Origin of the sequence: Kitasatospora sp. NPDC056138 (assembly GCF_042264695.1) — a bacterium.
Classification (GTDB): domain Bacteria; phylum Actinomycetota; class Actinomycetes; order Streptomycetales; family Streptomycetaceae; genus Kitasatospora.
In genome coordinates this window covers 19,968-39,739 of sequence record NZ_JBHJVK010000077.1, presented here as the reverse complement: position 1 = coordinate 39,739, position 19,772 = coordinate 19,968, and the positions used below count along the sequence as shown (strand labels likewise).

At 74.1% G+C, this 19,772-nt stretch carries 9 protein-coding genes and 1 pseudogene; 5 read left to right on the top strand and 5 right to left on the bottom strand.

Translation table 11 applies throughout. The annotated features are described in order from the left end of the window. From ACFC1R_RS32765 to ACFC1R_RS32745, 5 genes and pseudogenes are all read left to right on the top strand, one after another. Nucleotides 1–447 (top strand): annotated as a pseudogene (locus ACFC1R_RS32765) (acetyl-coenzyme A synthetase); the annotation flags it as partial. A 399-nt stretch (nucleotides 448–846) separates the two neighbouring features. Beyond that, nucleotides 847–3,723 (top strand): AAA family ATPase, encoded by a 2,877-nt coding sequence (locus ACFC1R_RS32760; protein ID WP_375944904.1) that lies wholly within the window; start codon nucleotides 847–849, stop codon nucleotides 3,721–3,723. A gap of 189 nt (nucleotides 3,724–3,912) precedes the next feature. After that, nucleotides 3,913–4,326, top strand: coding sequence for a hypothetical protein (locus ACFC1R_RS32755; RefSeq protein ID WP_375944902.1), 414 nt, complete (start codon nucleotides 3,913–3,915; stop codon nucleotides 4,324–4,326). Between the two features lie 325 nt (nucleotides 4,327–4,651). Further along, nucleotides 4,652–5,104 (top strand): DUF485 domain-containing protein, encoded by a 453-nt coding sequence (locus ACFC1R_RS32750; protein ID WP_375944900.1) that lies wholly within the window; start codon nucleotides 4,652–4,654, stop codon nucleotides 5,102–5,104. An 11-nt stretch (nucleotides 5,105–5,115) separates the two neighbouring features. Continuing rightward, nucleotides 5,116–6,732, top strand: a complete 1,617-nt coding sequence (locus ACFC1R_RS32745) for a cation acetate symporter (RefSeq protein ID WP_375944898.1) — start codon at nucleotides 5,116–5,118, stop codon at nucleotides 6,730–6,732. Between the two features lie 191 nt (nucleotides 6,733–6,923). On the opposite strand, the gene ACFC1R_RS32740 is transcribed toward ACFC1R_RS32745, so the two are convergent. The 5 genes from ACFC1R_RS32740 to ACFC1R_RS32720 form a co-directional block, all read right to left on the bottom strand. Then, nucleotides 6,924–7,844 (bottom strand): DUF6039 family protein, encoded by a 921-nt coding sequence (locus ACFC1R_RS32740; RefSeq protein WP_375944896.1) that lies wholly within the window; start codon nucleotides 7,842–7,844, stop codon nucleotides 6,924–6,926. A gap of 198 nt (nucleotides 7,845–8,042) precedes the next feature. Beyond that, on the bottom strand, nucleotides 8,043–10,379 hold the full coding sequence (gene fabD, locus ACFC1R_RS32735; RefSeq protein WP_375944894.1) for an ACP S-malonyltransferase: 2,337 nt from the start codon (nucleotides 10,377–10,379) through the stop codon (nucleotides 8,043–8,045). A 35-nt stretch (nucleotides 10,380–10,414) separates the two neighbouring features. After that, nucleotides 10,415–11,320 (bottom strand): DUF6039 family protein, encoded by a 906-nt coding sequence (locus ACFC1R_RS32730; RefSeq protein ID WP_375944892.1) that lies wholly within the window; start codon nucleotides 11,318–11,320, stop codon nucleotides 10,415–10,417. A gap of 158 nt (nucleotides 11,321–11,478) precedes the next feature. Next, on the bottom strand, nucleotides 11,479–13,068 hold the full coding sequence (locus ACFC1R_RS32725; protein ID WP_375944890.1) for an MDR family MFS transporter: 1,590 nt from the start codon (nucleotides 13,066–13,068) through the stop codon (nucleotides 11,479–11,481). Beyond that, entirely contained in the window at nucleotides 13,065–19,709 is a 6,645-nt protein-coding gene (locus ACFC1R_RS32720) for a beta-ketoacyl synthase N-terminal-like domain-containing protein (protein WP_375944889.1), read from the bottom strand. The genes ACFC1R_RS32725 and ACFC1R_RS32720 overlap by 4 nt, the downstream gene beginning before the upstream one ends. Between the last annotated feature and the right edge of the window lie 63 nt (nucleotides 19,710–19,772).

The following is a 19,772-nucleotide window of genomic DNA, read 5'->3' as shown; positions in this document are numbered from 1 at the left end:
AAGAAGGACGAGGACGGCGACATCTGGCTCCTCGGCCGCGTCGACGACGTCATGCTCGTCTCCGGCCACAACATCTCCACCACCGAGGTCGAATCCGCCCTCGTCGGCCACCCCGCCGTCGCCGAATCCGCGGTCGTCGGCGCCACCGACCCCACCACCGGCCAGGCCATCGTCGCCTTCGTCATCCTGCGCGGCACCGCCACCGACAGCGCCGAACTCGTCGCCGACCTGCGCAACCACGTCGGCCGCACCCTCGGCCCGATCGCCAAGCCCAAGCAGATCAAGGTCGTCAGCGAACTCCCCAAGACCCGCTCCGGCAAGATCATGCGACGCCTGCTCCGCGACATCGCCGAAGGCCGCGAGGTCGGCGACACCACCACCCTCGCCGACTCCTCCGTCATGAACCTGATCCAGTCCCAACTCCCCTCCGGCAACGCCGAGGGCTGACGGCGGGGGTTCTCGGAGCGCACGGCCCCCGACAGGGGAGGGGGCCGCGCGCTCCGCCCACGGGCCGGCTGGGCGACCGGGACCGACGGGTCCGGCCGGCCGATTACCGATCACTTACAGACGGATGGCGGCCGGGCGGCAGAATCCGCGGTGAGCGAGCGCTGCCGGTCCCCACACCGGCGCGTGCTCGCCGGTGTCCACCGCTCCCCGAGCCTGCGCAGGGCCGCCCCCGGCCACGGTCGCACGGCCCGGGCGGCCGCGACCGGACCCAGACAGCCCGTCCCCGAGTCATCGTCGAGCGATCTTGTACCCCCACACCCCGTTCCACCCCTGTCCGCCACCGCCCTGCCGCCACCGGCCGGACGTCCACCGGGCGGCCCGCGCCCGGAGCCGTCGGGGGTGCCCGTGCTGATCGGCCGTGAGGACCAGGTGGAGACCCTGGTACGGGTGCTCTCCGAGCAGGACACCGCGGGTACCGGCGTCCTGGTCGAGGGCGACCACGGGAGCGGCAAGAGCGCTCTGCTGCGGGCCGCGCTGGACCGGGTGCGCCGGGACGGCGACCTCGTGCTGGCCGCGTCCGGGGAGGCGTCGGAGCGCGGCTTCGCCTTCGGCGTCGTCCGGCAGCTGTTCGAGCGCGCCGTCGCCGGGGAGTCCGAGCAGTCCCGGCAGGCGCTGTTCGCCGGACACGCCACGGCGGCAGCCAGGTTGCTCGAACCGTCGGCGGAGGCGGCGACCGGGGGAGCCGTCCCGGCCGACGAGGCGCTGCTCAACGGTCTGTACTGGCTGGCGGTGCGCCTCAGCGAGCGCGGCCGCCTGGTCCTCGTCGTCGACGACCTGCACTGGGTCGATCCGGCCTCGCTGCGCTGGCTGCACTACCTCCTGCGGCGGGCCGGCAACCTGCCGCTGACCGTGCTCGCCACGCTGGCGCCGGGTGCCGCCGCGCTGGAGGCCGCCGATCCGGGATCCGCCGACCGGCTCGCCGCCGTCCACCGGCTGTTCCGCCACCGCCTCGCCCTGCCAGCCCTGGGGGAGGAGGCGGTGGCGGCGATCGTCCACAGGACGCTGGGCCCCGGGGTCGCACCGTCCTTCGCGGCCGCCTGCCGTACCGCGACGGGCGGGAACTCCTACCTGCTGCACGCCCTCCTGGGTGCCGTCGGCGCGGCGCGGCCGGACCTCGGATCGCTGACCGCGGAGCAGCTCGGTGGCCTGCTGCCACCGGAGGTCGGCCGCGCCGTCCTCGGGCTGGTCGCCTCGGCGGGTGCGGACGCCGTCGCCGTCGTCCGGGCCACGGCGGTGCTCGGCGGCGACGGGTCGGCCGTCGGCCTGGTCGCCGGGGTCGCCGGGCTGTCCCAGCCGGTGGCCGAGGACGCCGTCCACGCCCTCGTCCACGCCGGTCTGCTGGTCCGGACCGAGGACGAGATCGGCTTCAGCTGCCCGCTGCTCGCCGGTGCGGTCGCGGACGCCGTCCGCCCGAGCCGCCGGCAGGAGCTGCACGGCCGCGCCGCACGGCTGCTGCTGGAGGGGGACGGCCCGCTCACGGAGGTCGCCGGGCATCTGATGCGCGGTCCGGCCGGCCTCGACGGCACGGCCGACGTGCTGCGCCGGGCGGCGTCCCAGGCGACCCGTCAGGGCCGGCCGGAGCAGGCCGTGGTGTTCCTGCGCCGCGCGCTGCGCGAGCCGCTCGCCGAGGCCACCCGGGCAACCCTGCTGATCGGCCTCGGTGGGGCCGAGCTGGCCTCGAACGTCCCGGCTGCGGTCGGCCACTTCCAGCGCGGCCTGGACCTGTCCCGCGACCCGGTCGAGCGGACGGCGGCCGCCCGGCGGCTGTCCGCGGCCCTGTTCGCGCTCGACCGGTATCCCGAGGGACTGGCCGTGCTCACCGCTACCAGCGCGGCGCTGCACGAGCTGGACCCCGGCAACGCGCTGCGCCTGGAGGTGGACTTCATCTACGGCAGCCTGAGTCAGGCGGCCTCCGCCACCTCGGTGCTGCGGCGCCTGCACGAGCTGGGCCCCGAGGACGCCGAGGGCGGCACGGCGGAGCGACCGCTGGCCGCGCTGCTGAGCCTGCGTGAGGTGATGACGGGCAGCGACCCCGAAGCGGCGGTCCGGTACGCCCGGCAGGCGCTGGGCCACGGCCTGAATCCGGTGGACGACGAATCCGGCGTGTACATCGGCGCGCTCCTCGCCCTCGGCGGGGCGGGCCGCTCGGAGTCGGCCCTGATGTACGCCGACGCAGCCGTCGACGCCGCCCGCGAACGCGGATCCGGCTTCGCGTACGCGGTCGCCAGCAGCGCGCGGGCCAGGGTGCACTGCCGGCTCGGCCGGGTGGCGGACTGCCGCGCCGATGCGGCGAACGCCTTGGAGGCCCTGGAGGAGACGGGCATAGACCTGCGGCACAGTCACTGCATCACACCGCTCGCCATCCTGATGGACGCCCTGACCAAGCAGGGCAAGGTGGAGTACGCGGCCGAACTCCTGGAGCGGGGCGGGCTGTCCGGGGACCTGAACGGCCACTGGACCAACGACTACGTGCTGCTGGTCCGGGGCCGCCTGCGGGTCGCCCAGGGCCGGCTGCGCGACGGCCTCGCCGACTTCCTGCTGTGCGGGCGGCGGGCGCAGGCCCGTGGCATGCCGGGGCCGGGCGTCCTGCCGTGGCGCTCCGAGGCCGCGTTGGCCCTCCTCGCGCTCGGGGAGACCGACGCGGCCCGGAAGGCGGCCGAGGAGGAGCTGCGGATGGCCCGCGAGTGGGGTGTGCCGGAGATCGTCGGCGTGGCGCTGCGCGCCTCGGGCCTGGTCACCGGCGGCGCGCGCGGGCTGGAGCTGCTCGCCGAGGCGAGCGGGCAGCTGGCGGAGACCTCCGCACAGCTCTGCTACGCACAGGCACTGGCCGACCTGGGCGCGCGGCTCCGGCTGGCCGGCCGGGCGGGCGAGGCCCGGGACCACCTCCGCCGGGCGGCCAGCGTCGCGCACCGGCTCGGCGCGGACGCGGTGGCCGAGCGCGCGCTGGACGAGCTGCGCGCGGCCGGCGACCGGCCGCGCACCCGCGCCTTCCAGGGCGTGGACGCGCTCACCCCCACCGAGCGGCGGGTCGCGGGCCTGGCGGCGAAGGGCATGACCAACCGGGAGATCGCCCAGCACCTCTTCGTGGGGCTGCGCACCGTGGAGGTCCATCTCACCAACACCTACGGCAAGCTCGGTATCGACGGGCGGTCCCGGCTGGCGGAGAGCCTGTGCCGGGAGGCGGCCAAAGCCGCTGCCCCGGCTTCCGAACCGTAGCGGGCACGGCCCCCGGCCGGTGTCCGGGCCGCCCGCAGAGACCCGTGTGCCGACCGAAAGGTCCACAGGCGCCGAAAGCCTTCGGTACCGACCGTCATCCGCCCCGCGCCGCCGCTCCCTAGGTTGGGCAGCCGGACCACGCCCGCCGCCCGAGCCGCGGCGGGCCGCGACGGCAGGGAGGAACGGCGGATGGCACTGCGCAAGGCGACGATGGTGAGACAGGTCGAGGAGGCGGTGCGGCTGATCGACCCGGCGGATCCGCCGATCACCACCTTCGGTGTCTTCCTCGGCCGCAACCCGTGGGTGACCAGCGTCCTGTTCGACGGCGTGGTCTGCGACTCCTACCTGGTCACCGCCACCGCCCGTGCCGTCCACGTCCATGACGTCGAGGTCCTGCGCCACCGGCCGGGCAGGCTGGTGCACACCCTCGGCCGGCCGGACGCGGTGCAGCGGATCGCCGGCGTCCGCCACCACCTGCTGTGGAGTTCCTTCCGCTTCCTGCTGCCCGGCGACACCGAACCCGCCCCGATGAACGTGCGCCGTGTGTGGCGTCCGGAGCTGGACCGGTTCACCGCGGTACTGGCCGGCACCCGACAGCCGTGACCGGCACCCGACGGCCGTAACACCTGCGGCGGCGGCACCGAAAGGACAGGGCTGACGGACCGAAAGGTCTGGTCCAAGTACGGCCGGCCGGTTGCCGCCCGGTGTCCGCGGCTGGTGCGATGAGACCCGGACGGACTTCCCCGGAACGCACCCCGCCGGCCGATCCACTCACGCCGGCGGACCGCTCCCCGACCACCCGTCGGCCTCATCCGGTGCCCTCGTCGGTCCGGTCGCCGGCCATCGCACCCGCATGCCGCCCCGCCGCAGAGCCGGCCCGGCGGCCGGGTCGTCCGGCCAGGACCGCGCACCACCTCACGGAGAACGAATGCTCAACACAAGTCCACCCCAAGGGAGTTCACGGGCCGATGCGCCCTGTGACTGCCGATCGTCCGCCGAGCGCGAGGCGGACCGCCTGACCAGGTACCAGGCCGTCGCGGACGGCGAGGCCGTCACCCTGCTGCGTCGCCGCCACCGGCGGTTCGCGGCCTGGATGACGGTGCTCTTCCTGGCCGTGTACCTCTCGTACGTCCTGTTGTCGGGCTACGCGCACCACCTGATGGCCGTCAGGGTCGCCGGCGCCGTCAACGTCGCCTTCGTCGCCGGGCTGCTCCAGTTCGTCATGACGTTCCTGATCGCCTGGCTGTACACCCGGTACGCGGCGACCCGGCTCGACCCGGTGGCCGAGCGGGCGCGGGCCGAGTTCGACGACACCCAGGACCACCAGGCGGGCGCCCGGCGGGGCGGCCGCGACCCGGAAGGCTGCACGTGCGCACGGTGACCCTCGACCGGATGTCCCTGGCGACAGGAGCGGGCGCGGGCGCGCACCGGTCCCTGATCATCGGCATCTTCCTCGCTTTCGTCCTGGTGACCCTCGGCATCACCTTCCGGGCCGGCCGGCGCACCAGCGGCACCTCCGACTTCTTCGCCGGCGGGCGCTCGTTCACGGCCTTCCAGAACGGCCTGGCGATCTCCGGCGACTACATGTCCGCCGCCTCCTTCCTGGGCGTGACCGGGACGATCGCGCTGTTCGGCTACGACGGCTTCCTCTACTCGATCGGGTTCCTGGTGGCCTGGCTGGTGGCGCTGCTGCTGGTGGCCGAACCGCTGCGCAACTCCGGCCGGTTCACCATGGCCGACGTGCTGGCCTTCCGGATGCGCCGGCGCCCGGTGCGCACGGCCGCCGGGATCTCCACGATCGTGGTCTCCATCGTCTACCTGCTCGCGCAGATGGTCGGCGCCGGCTCGCTGGTGGCGCTGCTGCTCGGGGTGGACGGCGGCACGGCCAAGCGACTGATCATCCTCGGCGTGGGCGCGCTGATGATCCTCTACGTCACGGTCGGCGGCATGAAGGGCACCACCTGGGTGCAGATCGTCAAGGCCGCGCTGCTGATGGCCGGTACGGCGCTGGTGACCGTGCTGGTGCTGCACCGCTTCGGCTGGAACCTCTCCACCCTGCTCGACGCGGCCGGCCGGGCCGGCGGCAAGGGTTCGGCCTTCCTGGAGCCCGGGCTCAAGTACGGCGCGACCTCCGTCAGCAAGCTGGACTTCCTCAGCCTGGGCGTCGCCCTGGTGCTCGGGACGGCGGGCCTGCCGCACATCCTGGTCCGCTTCTACACGGTGCCCACCGCCAAGGCGGCCCGCCACTCGGTGAACTGGGCGATCGTCATCATCGGTGCGTTCTACCTGATGACCGTGGTGCTGGGCTTCGGTGCCACCGCGCTGGTCGGCCCCAAGGCCATCAAGGCGTCCAACCCGGCCGGCACCACCGCGGTGCCGATGCTCGCCGAGCGGCTCGGCGGCGGGGCGGGGAGCACCGGCGGAGCCGTCCTGCTGTCGGTGATCTCGGCGGTCGCGTTCGCCACCATCCTGGCCGTGGTCGCCGGACTCACCCTGGCCTCGTCCTCCTCGTTCGCGCACGACCTGTACGCCCAGGTGATCCGCAAGGGCCGGGCGACCGAGAAGCAGGAGCTGCGGGCGGCACGGCTGGCCGCCTTCGGGATCGGCGCGGTGTCCGTGGTGCTGAGCATGTTCGCCGACAGGCTCAACACCGCCGCGCTGGTCGCCCTGGCCTTCGCGGTCGCCGCCTCGGCCAACCTGCCGACCATCCTGTACAGCCTCTTCTGGAAGCGCTTCAACACCTGCGGCGCACTGTGCAGCATCTACGGCGGCCTGCTGACCTCGGTGGTCCTGGTGGCCTTCTCGCCGGTGCTGTCGGGCAAGCCGACCTCGCTGCTGCCGCACGCGGACTTCGCCTGGTTCCCGTTGGAGAACCCCGGTCTGGTCTCCATCCCGGTCGGCTTCCTGCTCGGCTGGGCGGGCACCCTGCTCTCCCGGGGCGAGGCCGACCAGGCGGCCAAGTACGCCGAGCTGGAGGTCCGTTCGCTCACCGGAGCCGGTGCGCTCTAGCCGGTGCTCCGGTCCCGTGGTGGGGCCGGCCGGGCCCCCCCCCGCGGCGCCCCCCGCGTCCGCGGGGGCCCCCCCCCCCGGCGGGCGCCCCCCCACACTCCGTCCTGCGGGCACACTCCGTCCTGCGGGCGCGGATCGACCGATGCGGTTCAACGGGCGCGGTTCGACGGGCGCGGTCCAGCTGGCGGCGCTCAGCGCCAGAGCTGGGGCGTCAGCGCGCTGTCCCGGGTGCTGCCCTGGACGATGATCCGGTCCCAGGAGCCGCCGCCCCTGTCCGCCGAGATCCAGTCCTGGATGTAGCCCGCGCGCGGTGCCTGCGGGTCCGTCCGGGCGTCCAGGCCCATCAGCGTGTAGAGCGAGCCGAGCGACTTCATGTGGATGAGGAAGTGCACCCGGTCCATCGGTCCGAAGGGCTCCTCGAAGAGCAGCACGGTGGCCTGCCCGTCCGCGTTCAGGTTGACGGTCTCGGCGATGGTGCGTGCGAAGACCCGGGCCTCGGCGCGGAAGGCGTAGTTGAAGTCCACCGTGCGCCGCATGATCACACCGGCCGTCGCGGTGTTCAGCGTGCGCTCGGGGGGCGTCGCGGTCTGCTGCTGCGCCGGCTGCACCAGGAACCTCGGCGGCGTGCCGTCGCTGATCGGGCTCATCGACGGGTCCTGCGCCATCGTCTCGGTCGCCGTGCCGAAGATCCCCCACCGGTGCGGCAGCAGCACCGTCTCCTGCACGCTTCCGGGTACGAACGCTTCGTTCCAGGCGTCGCCGTGGCGTTCGGCGACCGCGCCGCCGAAGACGCCGTTGCGCAGGTCGGTGGGGCCGCCCATGTGCAGCAGTGCCTCGTAGTCCGTCAGCGAGCGGAAGTGCAGCAGCCAGTGCAGGCGGTCCTTGGTCCCGAAGGTCTCCTCGTAGACGAAGGCGGTGGCCAGTTGCCCGTGCTTGGTGTTGATGTACTCGGCCAGCTCGCGGGCCACCGCCCGGGCGGCATCGGCACGTCCGGGCGCGATCTGGCCGACCCGCTCGACGATGACGCCGGCGCTGGCCGAGTGCAGCACGCTCTCGACCGGCAGGCCGGCCTGGTGCAGGGCGGACGGGACGGAGGTGCCCGAGGCGGTCATGGTCTCTCCCTCGAAGGTGCGTCGGTGAAGGTGCTTCGGTGAAGCCGGTACAGGTACTTCGGTGCAGGTACATCGGCGAGGCCGGTGCAGGTACTTCGGTGCCGGCACGTCGGCGGAGCCGGTGCAGGTGCCGGGCAGCGGACGACCCGGCAGCGGGCCGTCCGCAGCAGGGAACGGCACGGACCGGAGTGCTGCGGCTCAGTCCCGCGCGAGTGCGGCGAACCGTTCACGGATGGTCCGTGCGGCGCCGCACATCAGCAGTTCGGCGACGGCGTCGACGTGCCGGGCACGCCAGTCGGCCAGTTCGGTGCCGTGGACGAAGCGGTTGAACGCGCCGATGGCCGGCCCGCTGTGGATCTGGTAGTTGGCCCGCTCGGCCGGATCGCCGGCCCGGGCCGCGCTGTTGCTCCGGGCGAAGTAGGAGCGGAACACCAGCGCCATCAGGTGCTTGGGGTCGCGCTCGGCCCGCTCCACCTGGTCCGCGCGGTCGATGCCGAGGAAGTACTCGCGGGTCTCCTTCCAGACCTGTTCCAGGGGCCGGCGAAAGCAGGTGCGCTCCAGGCTCCGCCTGGTGGCCTCGTCCAGGTCCGCGAGCGAGCCGTGCTGCCGGTACAGCTGGTGAAGGCGGTTGGCCCTGGCGGCGAAGAGGGTGCCCTTCCGCACCACCTGGACCCTGGCACCGAGTTCGAAGAGGTCCCCGGCGGGCGCGTAGGCGGTGTCCTGGACGTCCAGCGTGGCGAGCAGGTCCTTCACCGCGTCTGAGGTGTCGGCCTCGGGCGTGCACTGGTTGACCGAGCCGGTGACCACGAAGTCCGCGCCGAGCAGGAAGGCCGCCGCCACCGCCTCCGGGCTGCCGAGGCCGCCGGCCGCGCCGACCCGTACCCGCTCCGGGTAGCCGTACCGTGCGGCGAGCTCGTCCCGCAGCCGGCCGAGCGACGGGACCAGGGTAAGTGCGACGCCGCCGTCGGTGTGGCCGCCGGAGTCGGCCTCCACGCACAGGTCCCCGCTGACCGGCAGCAGCCGGGCGGCCTCGCCCTCCGCACGGGTCAGCCCGCCCGAGGCCACCAGCCGCGCCACCACGGCCTCCGGCGCGGGCGCCAGGAACTCGGCGGCGACCTCGGGCCGGGAGACCTTGGCCAGCACGTGCCGGACCGCCCTCGGACGGCCGTCGGCGCCGCGGTGCGCGCCGGTGAAGCGGAACCGCACCAGGGCCGGGGTGACACCGGTGAAGGCGGCGGCCTCCACGAACCGCACGCCGTACTCCAGGCAGAGGTCGACCAGCCGCTCCTCCGGCCCCGGCTCGTCGATGCTGTGCAGCACGTTCACACCGAACGCGCCGTCGGCACCCAGCTCGGCACGGATGACCTCCAGGCCCCGGCGGACCTCCGGCCCGGCGAGCCCGCCGGCGCCGAGGTAGCCCATCAGCCCGGCCCGGGCCAGTCGGACCACCAGCGCGGTCGAGGCGACCCCGCGGAACATCCCGCCGGCCAGGTAGGCGTAGCGCAGGCCGTAGTCCCGGCGGAACTCGGCGCTGCCGAGGGCTGCGGCATCCGGGTCAGGAGCCTGGCCCGGCCCTGCCTGCGGCAGCGGCAGCGGCAGCGGCAGCGACACCGGCACCGGCACCGCAGGCGACCGCAGCGGTGCCGGACCGGCGGGCAGCAGGGGTGGTGCGGCGGAACGGGCCGGGAGGCGCGGTTCGCTGCGGGCCGTCTCCCAGAACGCGGTGAGCACCCGCGCCGGTCCGATCTCCCGCAGCTCGGACACGCCCTGCCGGAGCAGTTCGTGCATGCTCTCGCGCCACCGCACCGGGCTGTCGATCTGCCGGCCGAGCAACTCGGCCACCGTGCCCGGCCGGTACGGCTCGGCGGTGACGTTCGAGATCACCGGCAGCTGCGGGTCCGCCAGCCGGAAGCCGTCCAGGAACCGGGCGAAGCGGCGGGCGGCGTCCGCCATCTGCCGGGAGTGGAAGGCCGTGCCGACGTTGAGCGGAACGCACCGGCCGGTGCCGTGCCGGCGGACCAGCTCCCGCACCGCCGGGATCGCTTCGGCCGGACCGGCCACCACCACCTGGGTCGCCGAGTTGTGGTTGGCGACGTCCACCTCGGTGAGACCACCGTCGGCCAGCAGCGCGACGACCTGCTCGGCGGCCAGGCCGACGACGGCCGCCATGCCGCCGCCGCCCGCCTCGCCCATCAACTCGCCCCGCCGCGCAACCAGTCGCACACCGGTCTCGAAGTCGAAGCAGCCCGCCGCGAACAGCGCCACGTACTCGCCGAGGCTGTGGCCCGCCAGGAAGTCCGGCGCGCCGCCCTCCTCCCGGGCGGCGAGGAAACCGAGCGCGTTGACCACGAACAGCGCGGGCTGGGCGTACCGGGTGAGCCTCAGCAGGTCGTCCGGGTCCTGGAGGCACAGTTCCCGGACGGAACGGCCGAGCACCCGGTCCGCCGTGGCGCAGTGCTCCGGGTACCGCTCCAGGAGCCCCGCCCCCATGCCCCTGCGCTGCGAGCCCTGGCCGGTGAACACCCACGCCTCCATGGCGCGCCCCTCTCCCGTCGAGTTCCTGGGCGCCGTCAGGCCGGCGTCGGCATCTGGTGGGGCAGGAGCAGGGTGTCCGCGATGCTGCCGTCCAGGAAGGTGCGGCCCCAACTGCCGCCGCCCTTGGCGGCGGTGATGAACTCCTTCTCGAAGAGCCGGCGGAAGTCCGGGTCGTGCCGTTCGAGGTCCAGCAGGGCCTGGTAGTCGGCGAACGAGCGCAGGTGGATCAGCCAGTGCAGCTTGTCCATCACGCCGAAGGTCTCCTCGTAGAGGTACGAGGTCACCGCGCCGGCGAGCCGCTCGTTGACGTAGTTCTGCCAGGCGAAGGCGTAGTGGCGGGCCTCCTTGCGGAACTCGTGCCTGGCCTGGCCGGTCCGGTGCACGGTCAGCCCGGCGTTCGCCGAGTTGAGCAGCAGCTCGTCGGCGACGGAGGTCTGGTGCGAGGCCGGGTCGACCCAGGTGTCCCCGGCGTGACCGCCCTCGTCGTGCACCAGGCCGTGCTGCGGCACCAGGATGCGCTCCTCGACGGTGCCCTCGACCACGGCGCGCCCCCAGGCGCCGCTGCCGTCGTCGTCCACGACCCGGTCGGACTCCAGCAGGTCGATCATCTTCTCGTCGTGGTCGACCATGTGCAGGCTGAGCGCGTAGTCGTTCGGCGACTTCCAGTGGATCAGCCAGTGGATGCGGTCCTGCACCCCGAACGCCTCCTCGTAGAAGAAGAACGAGGCGCCGTTCACGTCGGCCTGGTTCATGTAGCCGATGACGTCGGCGAAGAGCTTCCGGCCGTCCTCGCGGTGCTCGTACTTGAGCTGGGCGCTGCGGGCGATGATGAACCCGGCGTTGCCCGAGTGCAGCAGCTTGTCCGCCGGGACCGGGCTCTGGTGCGAGGCCGGGAGCGGCACGGCTCCGGGAGCGGTGTGCGGGCGCGGCTGGTCGGTCATGGGCGATGCCCTTCCTGGGCTGGGGTCGTGGTCCTCCGGGCGCCCGGCCTGCGGCAGCGCTGCCACAACAGGCAGCGGGGCGCGCCGTGTCGACGTCCTCCATGGACGTTAGGCGTGCCCCGCTGCGACGTCTGTGCAGATTTGAGCAGTCCGCCGGTTCAGCCCCGGCCGGCCGCCCCGGCCTGGTCGGCGGCGGGGGCCGCGGGTTGGGGCCTGGGGGAGCTCTCGCGCAGGAAGAAGGAGACCACCAGGGCCACCAGCACCATCGGCACGCAGGTCAGGAAGACGTCGGAGAGCGCGTCGGAGAACGCGGTCAGCACCTGGTGCCGGAGCGGTTCCGCCAGGGCGTGCACCGCCTCCACGTTCGCGCCCAGCCGGGCTCCCGAGCCGGCGGCCGGCAGCGCGTCGGCGGGCACCTGCTCGGCCAGGTGGGTGGCGAGCCGGGAGGCGAGGACGGCCCCGAGCACCGCGGTGCCGACGGCCGCGCCGAGCCGCTGGGCGAAGTTGGCCGCACTGGTGGCGGCGCCCATGTCCTTCAGCGGCACGCTGTTCTGCACGGCGGTCACGATGGTCTGCATGGTCAGGCCGACGCCTGCGCCGAACAGCGCCGAGTAGAGCGCGACCAGCCCGTACGGGGTGTCCACCCCGACGGAGGCGAGCAGCGGCATGGCCACCACCAGCGCCAGCGCGCCGCAGATCGGAAAGATCTTGTACTTGCCGGTCTTGCTGATCATCTGGCCGGAGTACATGGAGGTGGCGATGAGCCCGAACATGGCCGGCAGCATGGCCAGTCCGGAGCGCGTCGGCGACATGCCCTGGACGACCTGGAGGTAGACCGGAAGGAACACGATCCCGCCGAACATCGCGGCTCCGGTGGCGAATCCGAACAGCGCGCCGATACTGAAGACGCCGTTGCGGAACAGGCTCATCGGCAGCACCGGTTCGGCCGCCCGCTGCTCCACCAGGACGAAGGCGACGGTGAGCAGGACGAATCCGGCGACCAGCGCGAGTGGGCCGGGTGCGCCCCAGCCGTACTGCTTCCCGGCCCAGTTGAGGTAGAGCAGCAGGGAGGTCACGGCCGCCACCACCAGGCCCGCGCCCGCGTAGTCGATCCGGTGGCTCCGGCGCGCGACCGGCAGGCGCAGCCCGAGCGTGGTCACGACCAGGGCGGCCAGGCCGACCGGGACATTGAGGTAGAACACCCACCGCCAGCCGGGGCCGTCGGTGAACCAGCCGCCCGCCAGCGGTCCGCCGACGCTCGCCAGCCCGAACACGGCGCCGAACAGGCCCTGGTAGCGTCCGCGCTCCTGCGGCGGGACGACATCACCGATCACGCTCAGGGCGAGCACGAACAGGCCACCGCCGCCCACGCCCTGGAGCGCCCGGAAGACGACCAGCTGGCCGAGGCTCTGGGCCACCCCGCACAGCACCGAGCCGAGCAGGAAGATGACGACGGCGGCCTGGAAGGCCGGCCGGCGGCCGTACAGGTCGGAGAGCTTGCCCCAGAGCGGGGTGACCGCCATCGAGGTCAGCAGGTACGCCGTCACCACCCAGGGCAGCTTGTCGAGGCCGCCCAGGTCGCTGACGATCCGCGGGAGCGCCGTGCCCACCACGGTCTGGTCCAGCGCGGAGAGGAGCATGCCGACCATCACGCCGCCGATGGCCAGCCTGATCTGACTCTGCGTCAGGACGGCCGGACCGGGCTCCGCGGGTTCGGTGGCCGACCGGTCGGGTTCGGTAGTGCTCATCGCGGTCCTTCCGGTGTCGCCAGGGGCACGCCCGGGACGAAGTCCAGTTCGAGGATCGAGGAGACTTGAACGTCGGTTTCTTGAACGGCACTTGACCGTACAGCAGAATGACCCGATTGCACCGGGCCGCGTTCCAACCAGAGCCGGCGGCGGCGGAACACCGGGGCGGGCAGCGGCTCGCGCACCGGCACACCGGGCGGGCGCAGCCGGGTGTCCAGGTCTGTGGCGATCAGGTGGGCGTTGGTGCCGCCGAGCCCGAACGAGCTCAGCCCGGCCACCCGCCGCCGTCCGTCCGCGGGCCACGGGGCGGCCCCGGCCGCCGGGCGGAACGGTGAACTACCGAACTCGAAGCGCGGGTTGGGCCTTTCACAGAAGAGCGTGGGTGTCACCACGCCGTGCTCCAGGCAGAGTGCGACCTTGATCAGTCCCGCCATCCCCGCCGCGCTGAGCAGATGTCCCAGGTTCGACTTGACACTGCCGATCGCGCAGCCGCCGACCTGGTCGGTGCTCTCCCGGAACACCTCGGTGAGTGCCTGCAGCTCCATCGGATCACCGATCATGGTGCCGGTGCCGTGCGCCTCCACGAGCCCGACCTCGCCGGCGCTGCGGCCGGCGGCGGCGAGCGCCCGCCGGACCACCGCGGCCTGCGCCTGCGGGCTCGGCGTCGTCAACCCCATGGTGTGGCCGTCGTTGTTGACGGCAACGCCCTCGATCACGGCGTGCACCCGGTCACCGTCGGCGAGCGCGGCGGCGAGCGGCTTGAGCAGCACCGCGCCGACACCCTCACCGGGGACGAAACCGTCGGCCCGCTCGTCGAAGGTCCGGCACCGGCCGGTGGGCGACACCGCGCGCGCCGCGCTGAACTCCAGGTACGGCTGCTCGTCCAGCAGCACCTCGACGCCGCCGGCCAGCGCGACCTCGGCATCCCCGGCCAGCAGGCTGCGACAGGCCAGCTGGACACCCACCAGCGAGGACGAACAGGCGCTGTCCACCACGAGGTTGGGCCCGCGGAAGTCGAAGCGGTGGGCGACCTGGGCCGCGATGAAGTTCTGGTCGGACTGCAGCACACCGGCCCGCCAGCCGGCCCTGCGGCCGTACGAGGAGATCCGGCCGCCGACGAACACCGCCACCTCGCGGCCCCGGAGGCCCTTCGGCCCGTACCCCGCGTCCGCGAGACAGCCCGCGGCCGCCTCCAGGAACAGCCGGATCGCGGGATCGAGGTGGGTGGCCTCCTCGTCGCCGAGACCGAACGGCTCCGGGTCGAACTCCTCGACGCCGTCCAGGAATCCGCCCCACTTGCTGACCGTCCGGCCGAGCTCGTACCCGGGCCGGTACCACTCGGCGGGGTCCCAGCGGGCGACGGGCACCTCGCCCACGGCGCACCGGCCGGCGGTGAGCAGGTCCCAGTACCCGGCCAGATCCGGCGCGCCGGGGAAGCGGCAGGCCATGCCGATGATCGCGATCCGGGTGTCGGCCGGCCCCGGAGCCGCGACGGCAGCAGGGACGGGACCAGGGACGGAAGCGGCGGCCGGTGCCGGGACGGGGTGCGGAGCCGAGGCGGGGGCAGGGGCGGGAACCGGAACGGGGTGCGGTGCCGAGGCGGGGGCAGGAACGGGAGCAGCGACGGGGTGCGGAGCCGGTGCCGGGGCGGCAGGGGCGGGGGCCTGCGGGACGTGGTGGCCCTGGGCGGCCAACTCCGCAGCCAGTTCGTCCAACGTCGGGAAGTCCAACAGCAACGACGGCGGCAACCGCCGCCCCACCCCCTCCTCCACCCGCAGCAACAACTCACCCAGCATCACCGACTCCACACCCAGGTCCCCGAACTCCACCCCCGCGTCCAGCTCCCCCACCGGGATCCCCAACACCCCCGAGAACACCCCGGCCAGCCACGCCACACTCGGCTCCCCCGGAGCCCTTGGTGCCGCGGGGGCCGGCGCCGGCTGCACCCTGCCGGGCAGTTCGGCGAGCGGCAGTTCAGCGAGCGGCAGCACGGCAGGGTCGACCGGACCCGCCAGCGGGGGTGCGGGCAGGACGGTGCCGCCGGACGGCATCGCGATGACCCGCTCCAGGATGCGCAGCGCCTCGTCGTCGCCGAGGGCGGCCAGGCCGACCGGTTCGCAGACGTTGCGGCCGCCCTTGCCGGAGCCGCTCTCCCGCCACATCGGCCAGTTCACCGAGCGGTACCAGGCTTGGCCGGACTTCAGCCGCTCGGCTGCCACGAAGTCGAGGCAGGCGTTGGCGGCGGCGTAGTCGGTGACCCCGGTGGCCAGCCGCGGCACGGCGGCGCAGACCGAGGAGAAGAGCACGAAGAAGTCCGGCCGGTCCCGGTCGCAGAGTCCGGCCAGCACCTGCACCCCGTCCGCCTTCGGCTCGAAGGTGGCCGCGATGTCGGCGGGCGACTTGTGGGCGAAGGCGGGGTTCCCGGCACCCACCGCCCCGGCGCAGTGCACCACCCCGGCGATCGGCCCGAACCGTGCCCGGAGCCGGTCGAGGAACCCGCCGACCGCCGGACGGTCGGTCAGCGGGCCGGTGTACCAGTCGACCTCGACGCCCGCGCGCTCCAGCTCCAGGATGGTGCGGACGGCCTCGGCGGCCGCCGGTCGGAGCACCGTGCCGTCCTGCGGGAGGGGCCGGTCGGGAAGCGGTCGCCGACCGGTGATCGCGATCCGCCGGGCGCCGCGGTCCGCCAGGTGGCGGGCCACCCTGGCGCCGATCCCCCGGGTGCCCCCGGTGACCACGTACGTGGCGTCCGGGCGCAGCCGCAACGGCCGGTGCGGTGCCGCCAGCTCCGCCAGGACCGGCAGCAGGCGTCGGCCGGAGCGGTGGACGACCTCCGCCTGCGGTTCCGGTCGCTGCCACTCGGCCCAGACCGCGGCCGCCAGTTCACGCTCCTGCCCGACCGTCAGGTCGGTGTCGAGCACGGTCGCGTCGAGCCGTGGGTACTCGGCACCGAGCACCCGCAGGAAGCCCGCCGTCCTGGCTCCCGAGAGGTCGGCGGGCACCGGGTCGGGCTCCGGCAGCGCCTGCAGGCCCCGGACGACCTGGAGCCCGCGCCAGGCGGCCGTCGGGCGGCCCGCCAGCAGGGTCTGGACGACGCGCAGCCCGGCCGTCCGGTCCAAGGCGCCCTCTGTCGGCGGCCGGAGCGCGGTCAGGTCGATCCATCCGCACAGATCGGGGTGCTGCTCCAGCAGGCGGCGGGTGACGGCAGCCGCCTCCGCACCGTCCCGGTAGCCCGGCACACCGTCGCCCCGGTCCGCACCGGCTCGGACCAGCAGGACGCGGTGCGGCCCGGACGCGGCCAGCGCCCTGGCGAGCGGTTCCCCGGCTTCGTGGCACAGGCAGAGCACCACTCCACCGGCCGGCCCCCCGACGACGGTCGCGGGGACGCCGGCAGGCGCGGGCGGCGACTCGACCCAGGTACGGCGGAGCAGCGGGGTCTCCGGCCCTGCGGTCACCACAGGATTCACGGGCCCGGGTACCGGCACCGGCACTACCTCCAGCTCTTGGTCCGGCTCCGGCTCCGGCGCGGAGACCGCAGGCCGGGACACAAGGGCCGTTCCGGAGAGAGCGGTTGACACCGGACCTGCCGTCTCCGGCACCCAGCAGCGCATCCGCGCGAAGGGGTAGGTCGGCAGCGAGACGATCCGGGGCAGCCGGCCCGCATCGTCCCGGTACAGCCGCTGCCAGTCGATCCGGTCGCCCGCGACCCAGGACCGGGCCAGCGCGGCGAGGTCGGTCCGGCCGGCCCCGGCGGTGTCGTGCGGCCCGGCCGCCTCGCCGCGCGCACCCGCAGGCACCCTGCCGAGCACCGCCGCGCCCGCCCGTCCCTCGGCCAACGCGTCGAGCTTCGCGAGGAGTTCGGCGTGGTCACGGACGACCATCGCGGCACGTTCCCGCAGCGGCTCCCGGCCGACCGCGAGAGTGTAGGCGAGGTCGCGGAGCGCCGGCCCGTCCGGGGCCGCTGCCGGGGTACCGCCGAACGTCCGCACCAGCCGGGCGGCGAGTTCCCTGGCCGTCGCGGCGGAGCCTGCGCCGCCGGCGGCGACCCGGGCGAGTTCGGCCAGCAGGCCGCCGGTGTCGGGGGTGGGGGTCGGACCGGTGTCGGGGGCCGGGACGGGGACGGGAGTTGGACCGGTGTCGGGGGCGGGCCGCGCGGGCCTGTCCGCCACCCCGGGAACCGGGCGCAACCGGTCCGCCAAGCGTCCTGCCAGCTCGCGCAGTGCGCGGCCGTCGTGGCCGGAGAGCACCACCAGCTCGGGACGGCCGGGTCGTCGCAGTGACGGCTCCGGCGGCGCGGGCGCCTCCTCCAGCACCACATGGGTGATCGTCCCGCCCGCACCGAAGGAGCTGATCCCGGCCCGGCGGGGTACCCGTCGGCCGTCGGCGGCGGACGGTTCGGGCGCCGGCCACTCGGCGGCCTCGCGCTGGACCCGGAACGGCACCTCGTCCCAGGCGACGTTCGGGTTGAGCTCCTCCGCGTGCAGGGACGGAGCGAACCGGTGGTGCTTCAGCTGCAGCACCACCTTGGTCAGCCCGGCGATGCCGGCGGCCGCCTCGACATGGCCGACGACCGACTTCACCGAGCCGATCGGCAGCGAGCCGACGGACCGCTCGGGCGACTCGAACACCCGCTGCAGCCCGTTGATCTCCACCGGGTCGCCGAGCGCGGTGCCCGCGCCATGCGCCTCCAGGTACCCGATCGAGGACGGCTCGACCCCCGCGTCGTCGAGGGCCCGGCGCACCACCTCGGCCTGGGCGACCGGACTCGGCACGATGTACCCGTTCGTCCGGCCGGCGTGCACCACGCCGGTACCGCGCACCACGGCGTGCACCCGGTCGCCGTCCGCCAGTGCCCGGGCCAGCGGTTTGAGCAGCACCACACCGACGCCCTCGGACGGGACGAAGCCGTCCCCGCCCAGCCCGAAACTGCGGCAGCGCAGGCTGGAGGAGGTCAGCTGCATCTCACGCTGCTGGATGAACTTGTTCGGGTGCAACGAGAGGTTGATCCCGCCGGCGATGGCCAGCTCGCAGTCCCCGCGGCGGAGTTCCTGCACCGCCAGGTGCAGCGCGGTCAGCGAGGAGGAGCACATGGTGTCGACGGTGAGGCTGGTGCCGTTGAGGTCCAGCAGGTACGAGACCCGGTTGGCGATGTTGCCGAGCGCCCCGCCCGAGTACCCGGGGCGGCCGCGCAGCGACTCCTCCACACCGAAGAAGGTGTAGTCGGCGTACATCGACCCGGCGTACACCGAGACCCGCGAGCGGTGCTGCTCGCGCAGTCGCTCACGGGTGTAGCCGGCGTCCTCCAGCAGCTCCCACACGGTCTCCAGGAAGATCCGCTCCTGGGGGTCCATCAGAGCCGCGTCCCTCGGGGTGATGCCGAACAGCAGCGGGTCGAAGTGCTCGACGTCGTCGAGGAAGCCGCCCCACATCCGGTCGACCGGCCAGCCGGGACGGTGCCGGTGCGGCGGCAGCCGGGTGACGCAGTCGCGGCCCTGCGAGAGGTTCGCCCAGAACTGGTCCAGGTCACGGGCCTGCGGGTAGCGTCCGGCGAGGCCGATGACGGCGATCGCCCGGTCGTCGGCACCGACCGGCCCGGCCGAACCGCCCGGCTCCGCCGGCTCGGCCCCTGCGGGCGCTGCCGGAGCTGCCGGAGCTGCCGGAGCTGCCGGAGCGGCGGGTGCCCCCGGGGTGGCGGGGCGGCGACGTCTGCGGGCGAGCTCGCCGGCGACCCCGGCGAGGTCACGGTGCTCGAAGAAGAGGGTCCGCGAGGTCTCGCCGAGCTCGTGCTCCAGAACCGTGTTGAGCCGGTTGACCTGCGACGAGGTCAGCCCGTAGTGGTCGAAGGGCACCGTGGCACCGACCTCGGCCGCCGGCAGGCCGGACACCTCCGCGTAGGCCCGGCGCAGCAACTCGACAAGCTCCCCGACCACGGCCCCCTCGACCCCGGACTCTCCAGCCACGGACTCTCCGGCCACGGAATCCCCGACCGCGGAATCCTCGACGATGGTCGCGTCGACGGCAGGCCCGTCGGCGCCGGCACGCTCGTCGGGGCCAAAATCCCCGGCCGCAGGGGTTGCGCCACCGTCGGCCGCTTGGGTGCCGCCGGACGCCCCCGGACGGGCGAACGGGTAGCCGGGGAGCTCGACCCGCCCCGGGGGCGTCGCCCAGTAGGTGTGCCAGGGCAGGTCCGCGCCGCCCAGCCAGCGGTCCACCGCCTCGGCCGCAGTGCGCGGTGGCGCCTGCCCACCACCGGGCCGGGCGGGGTCGGCGACGTCACCGTGCCGTCCGGGGTCCGCGACCGTGCTGCGCAGGCCGGGGTGCGCCCGGCCGGCCAGGAAGGCGTCGAGGGCATCGGCCAGCTCGTCGACTCGCGCACAGTTCAGGGCGATCCGGTGCGTCATCGCCACCCGACCGGTCTGGGTGGTCCAGGCGATCCGGGCGAGGAGGTCCGTCGGCCCCGCTCCGGCACGGCGGGCCAGGTGGTCACGGAGCCGTTCCGCGTACCGCAGCAGCGTGTCACGGCCCGCCGCCGAGACGAGCACCACCGGCGGGTCGAACGGTACGGGCGGGTCGAACGGTACGGGCGCCACCTCCCCTGGCCCCGTCGGCTCCGCTCCCGTCGTACGCGCGTTCAGGTCCATGGCGGCCCACCCCGGATGTGTCGGACGGTCGTCTCGAAAGCCGGCGACGACGGGTCCTCCGTG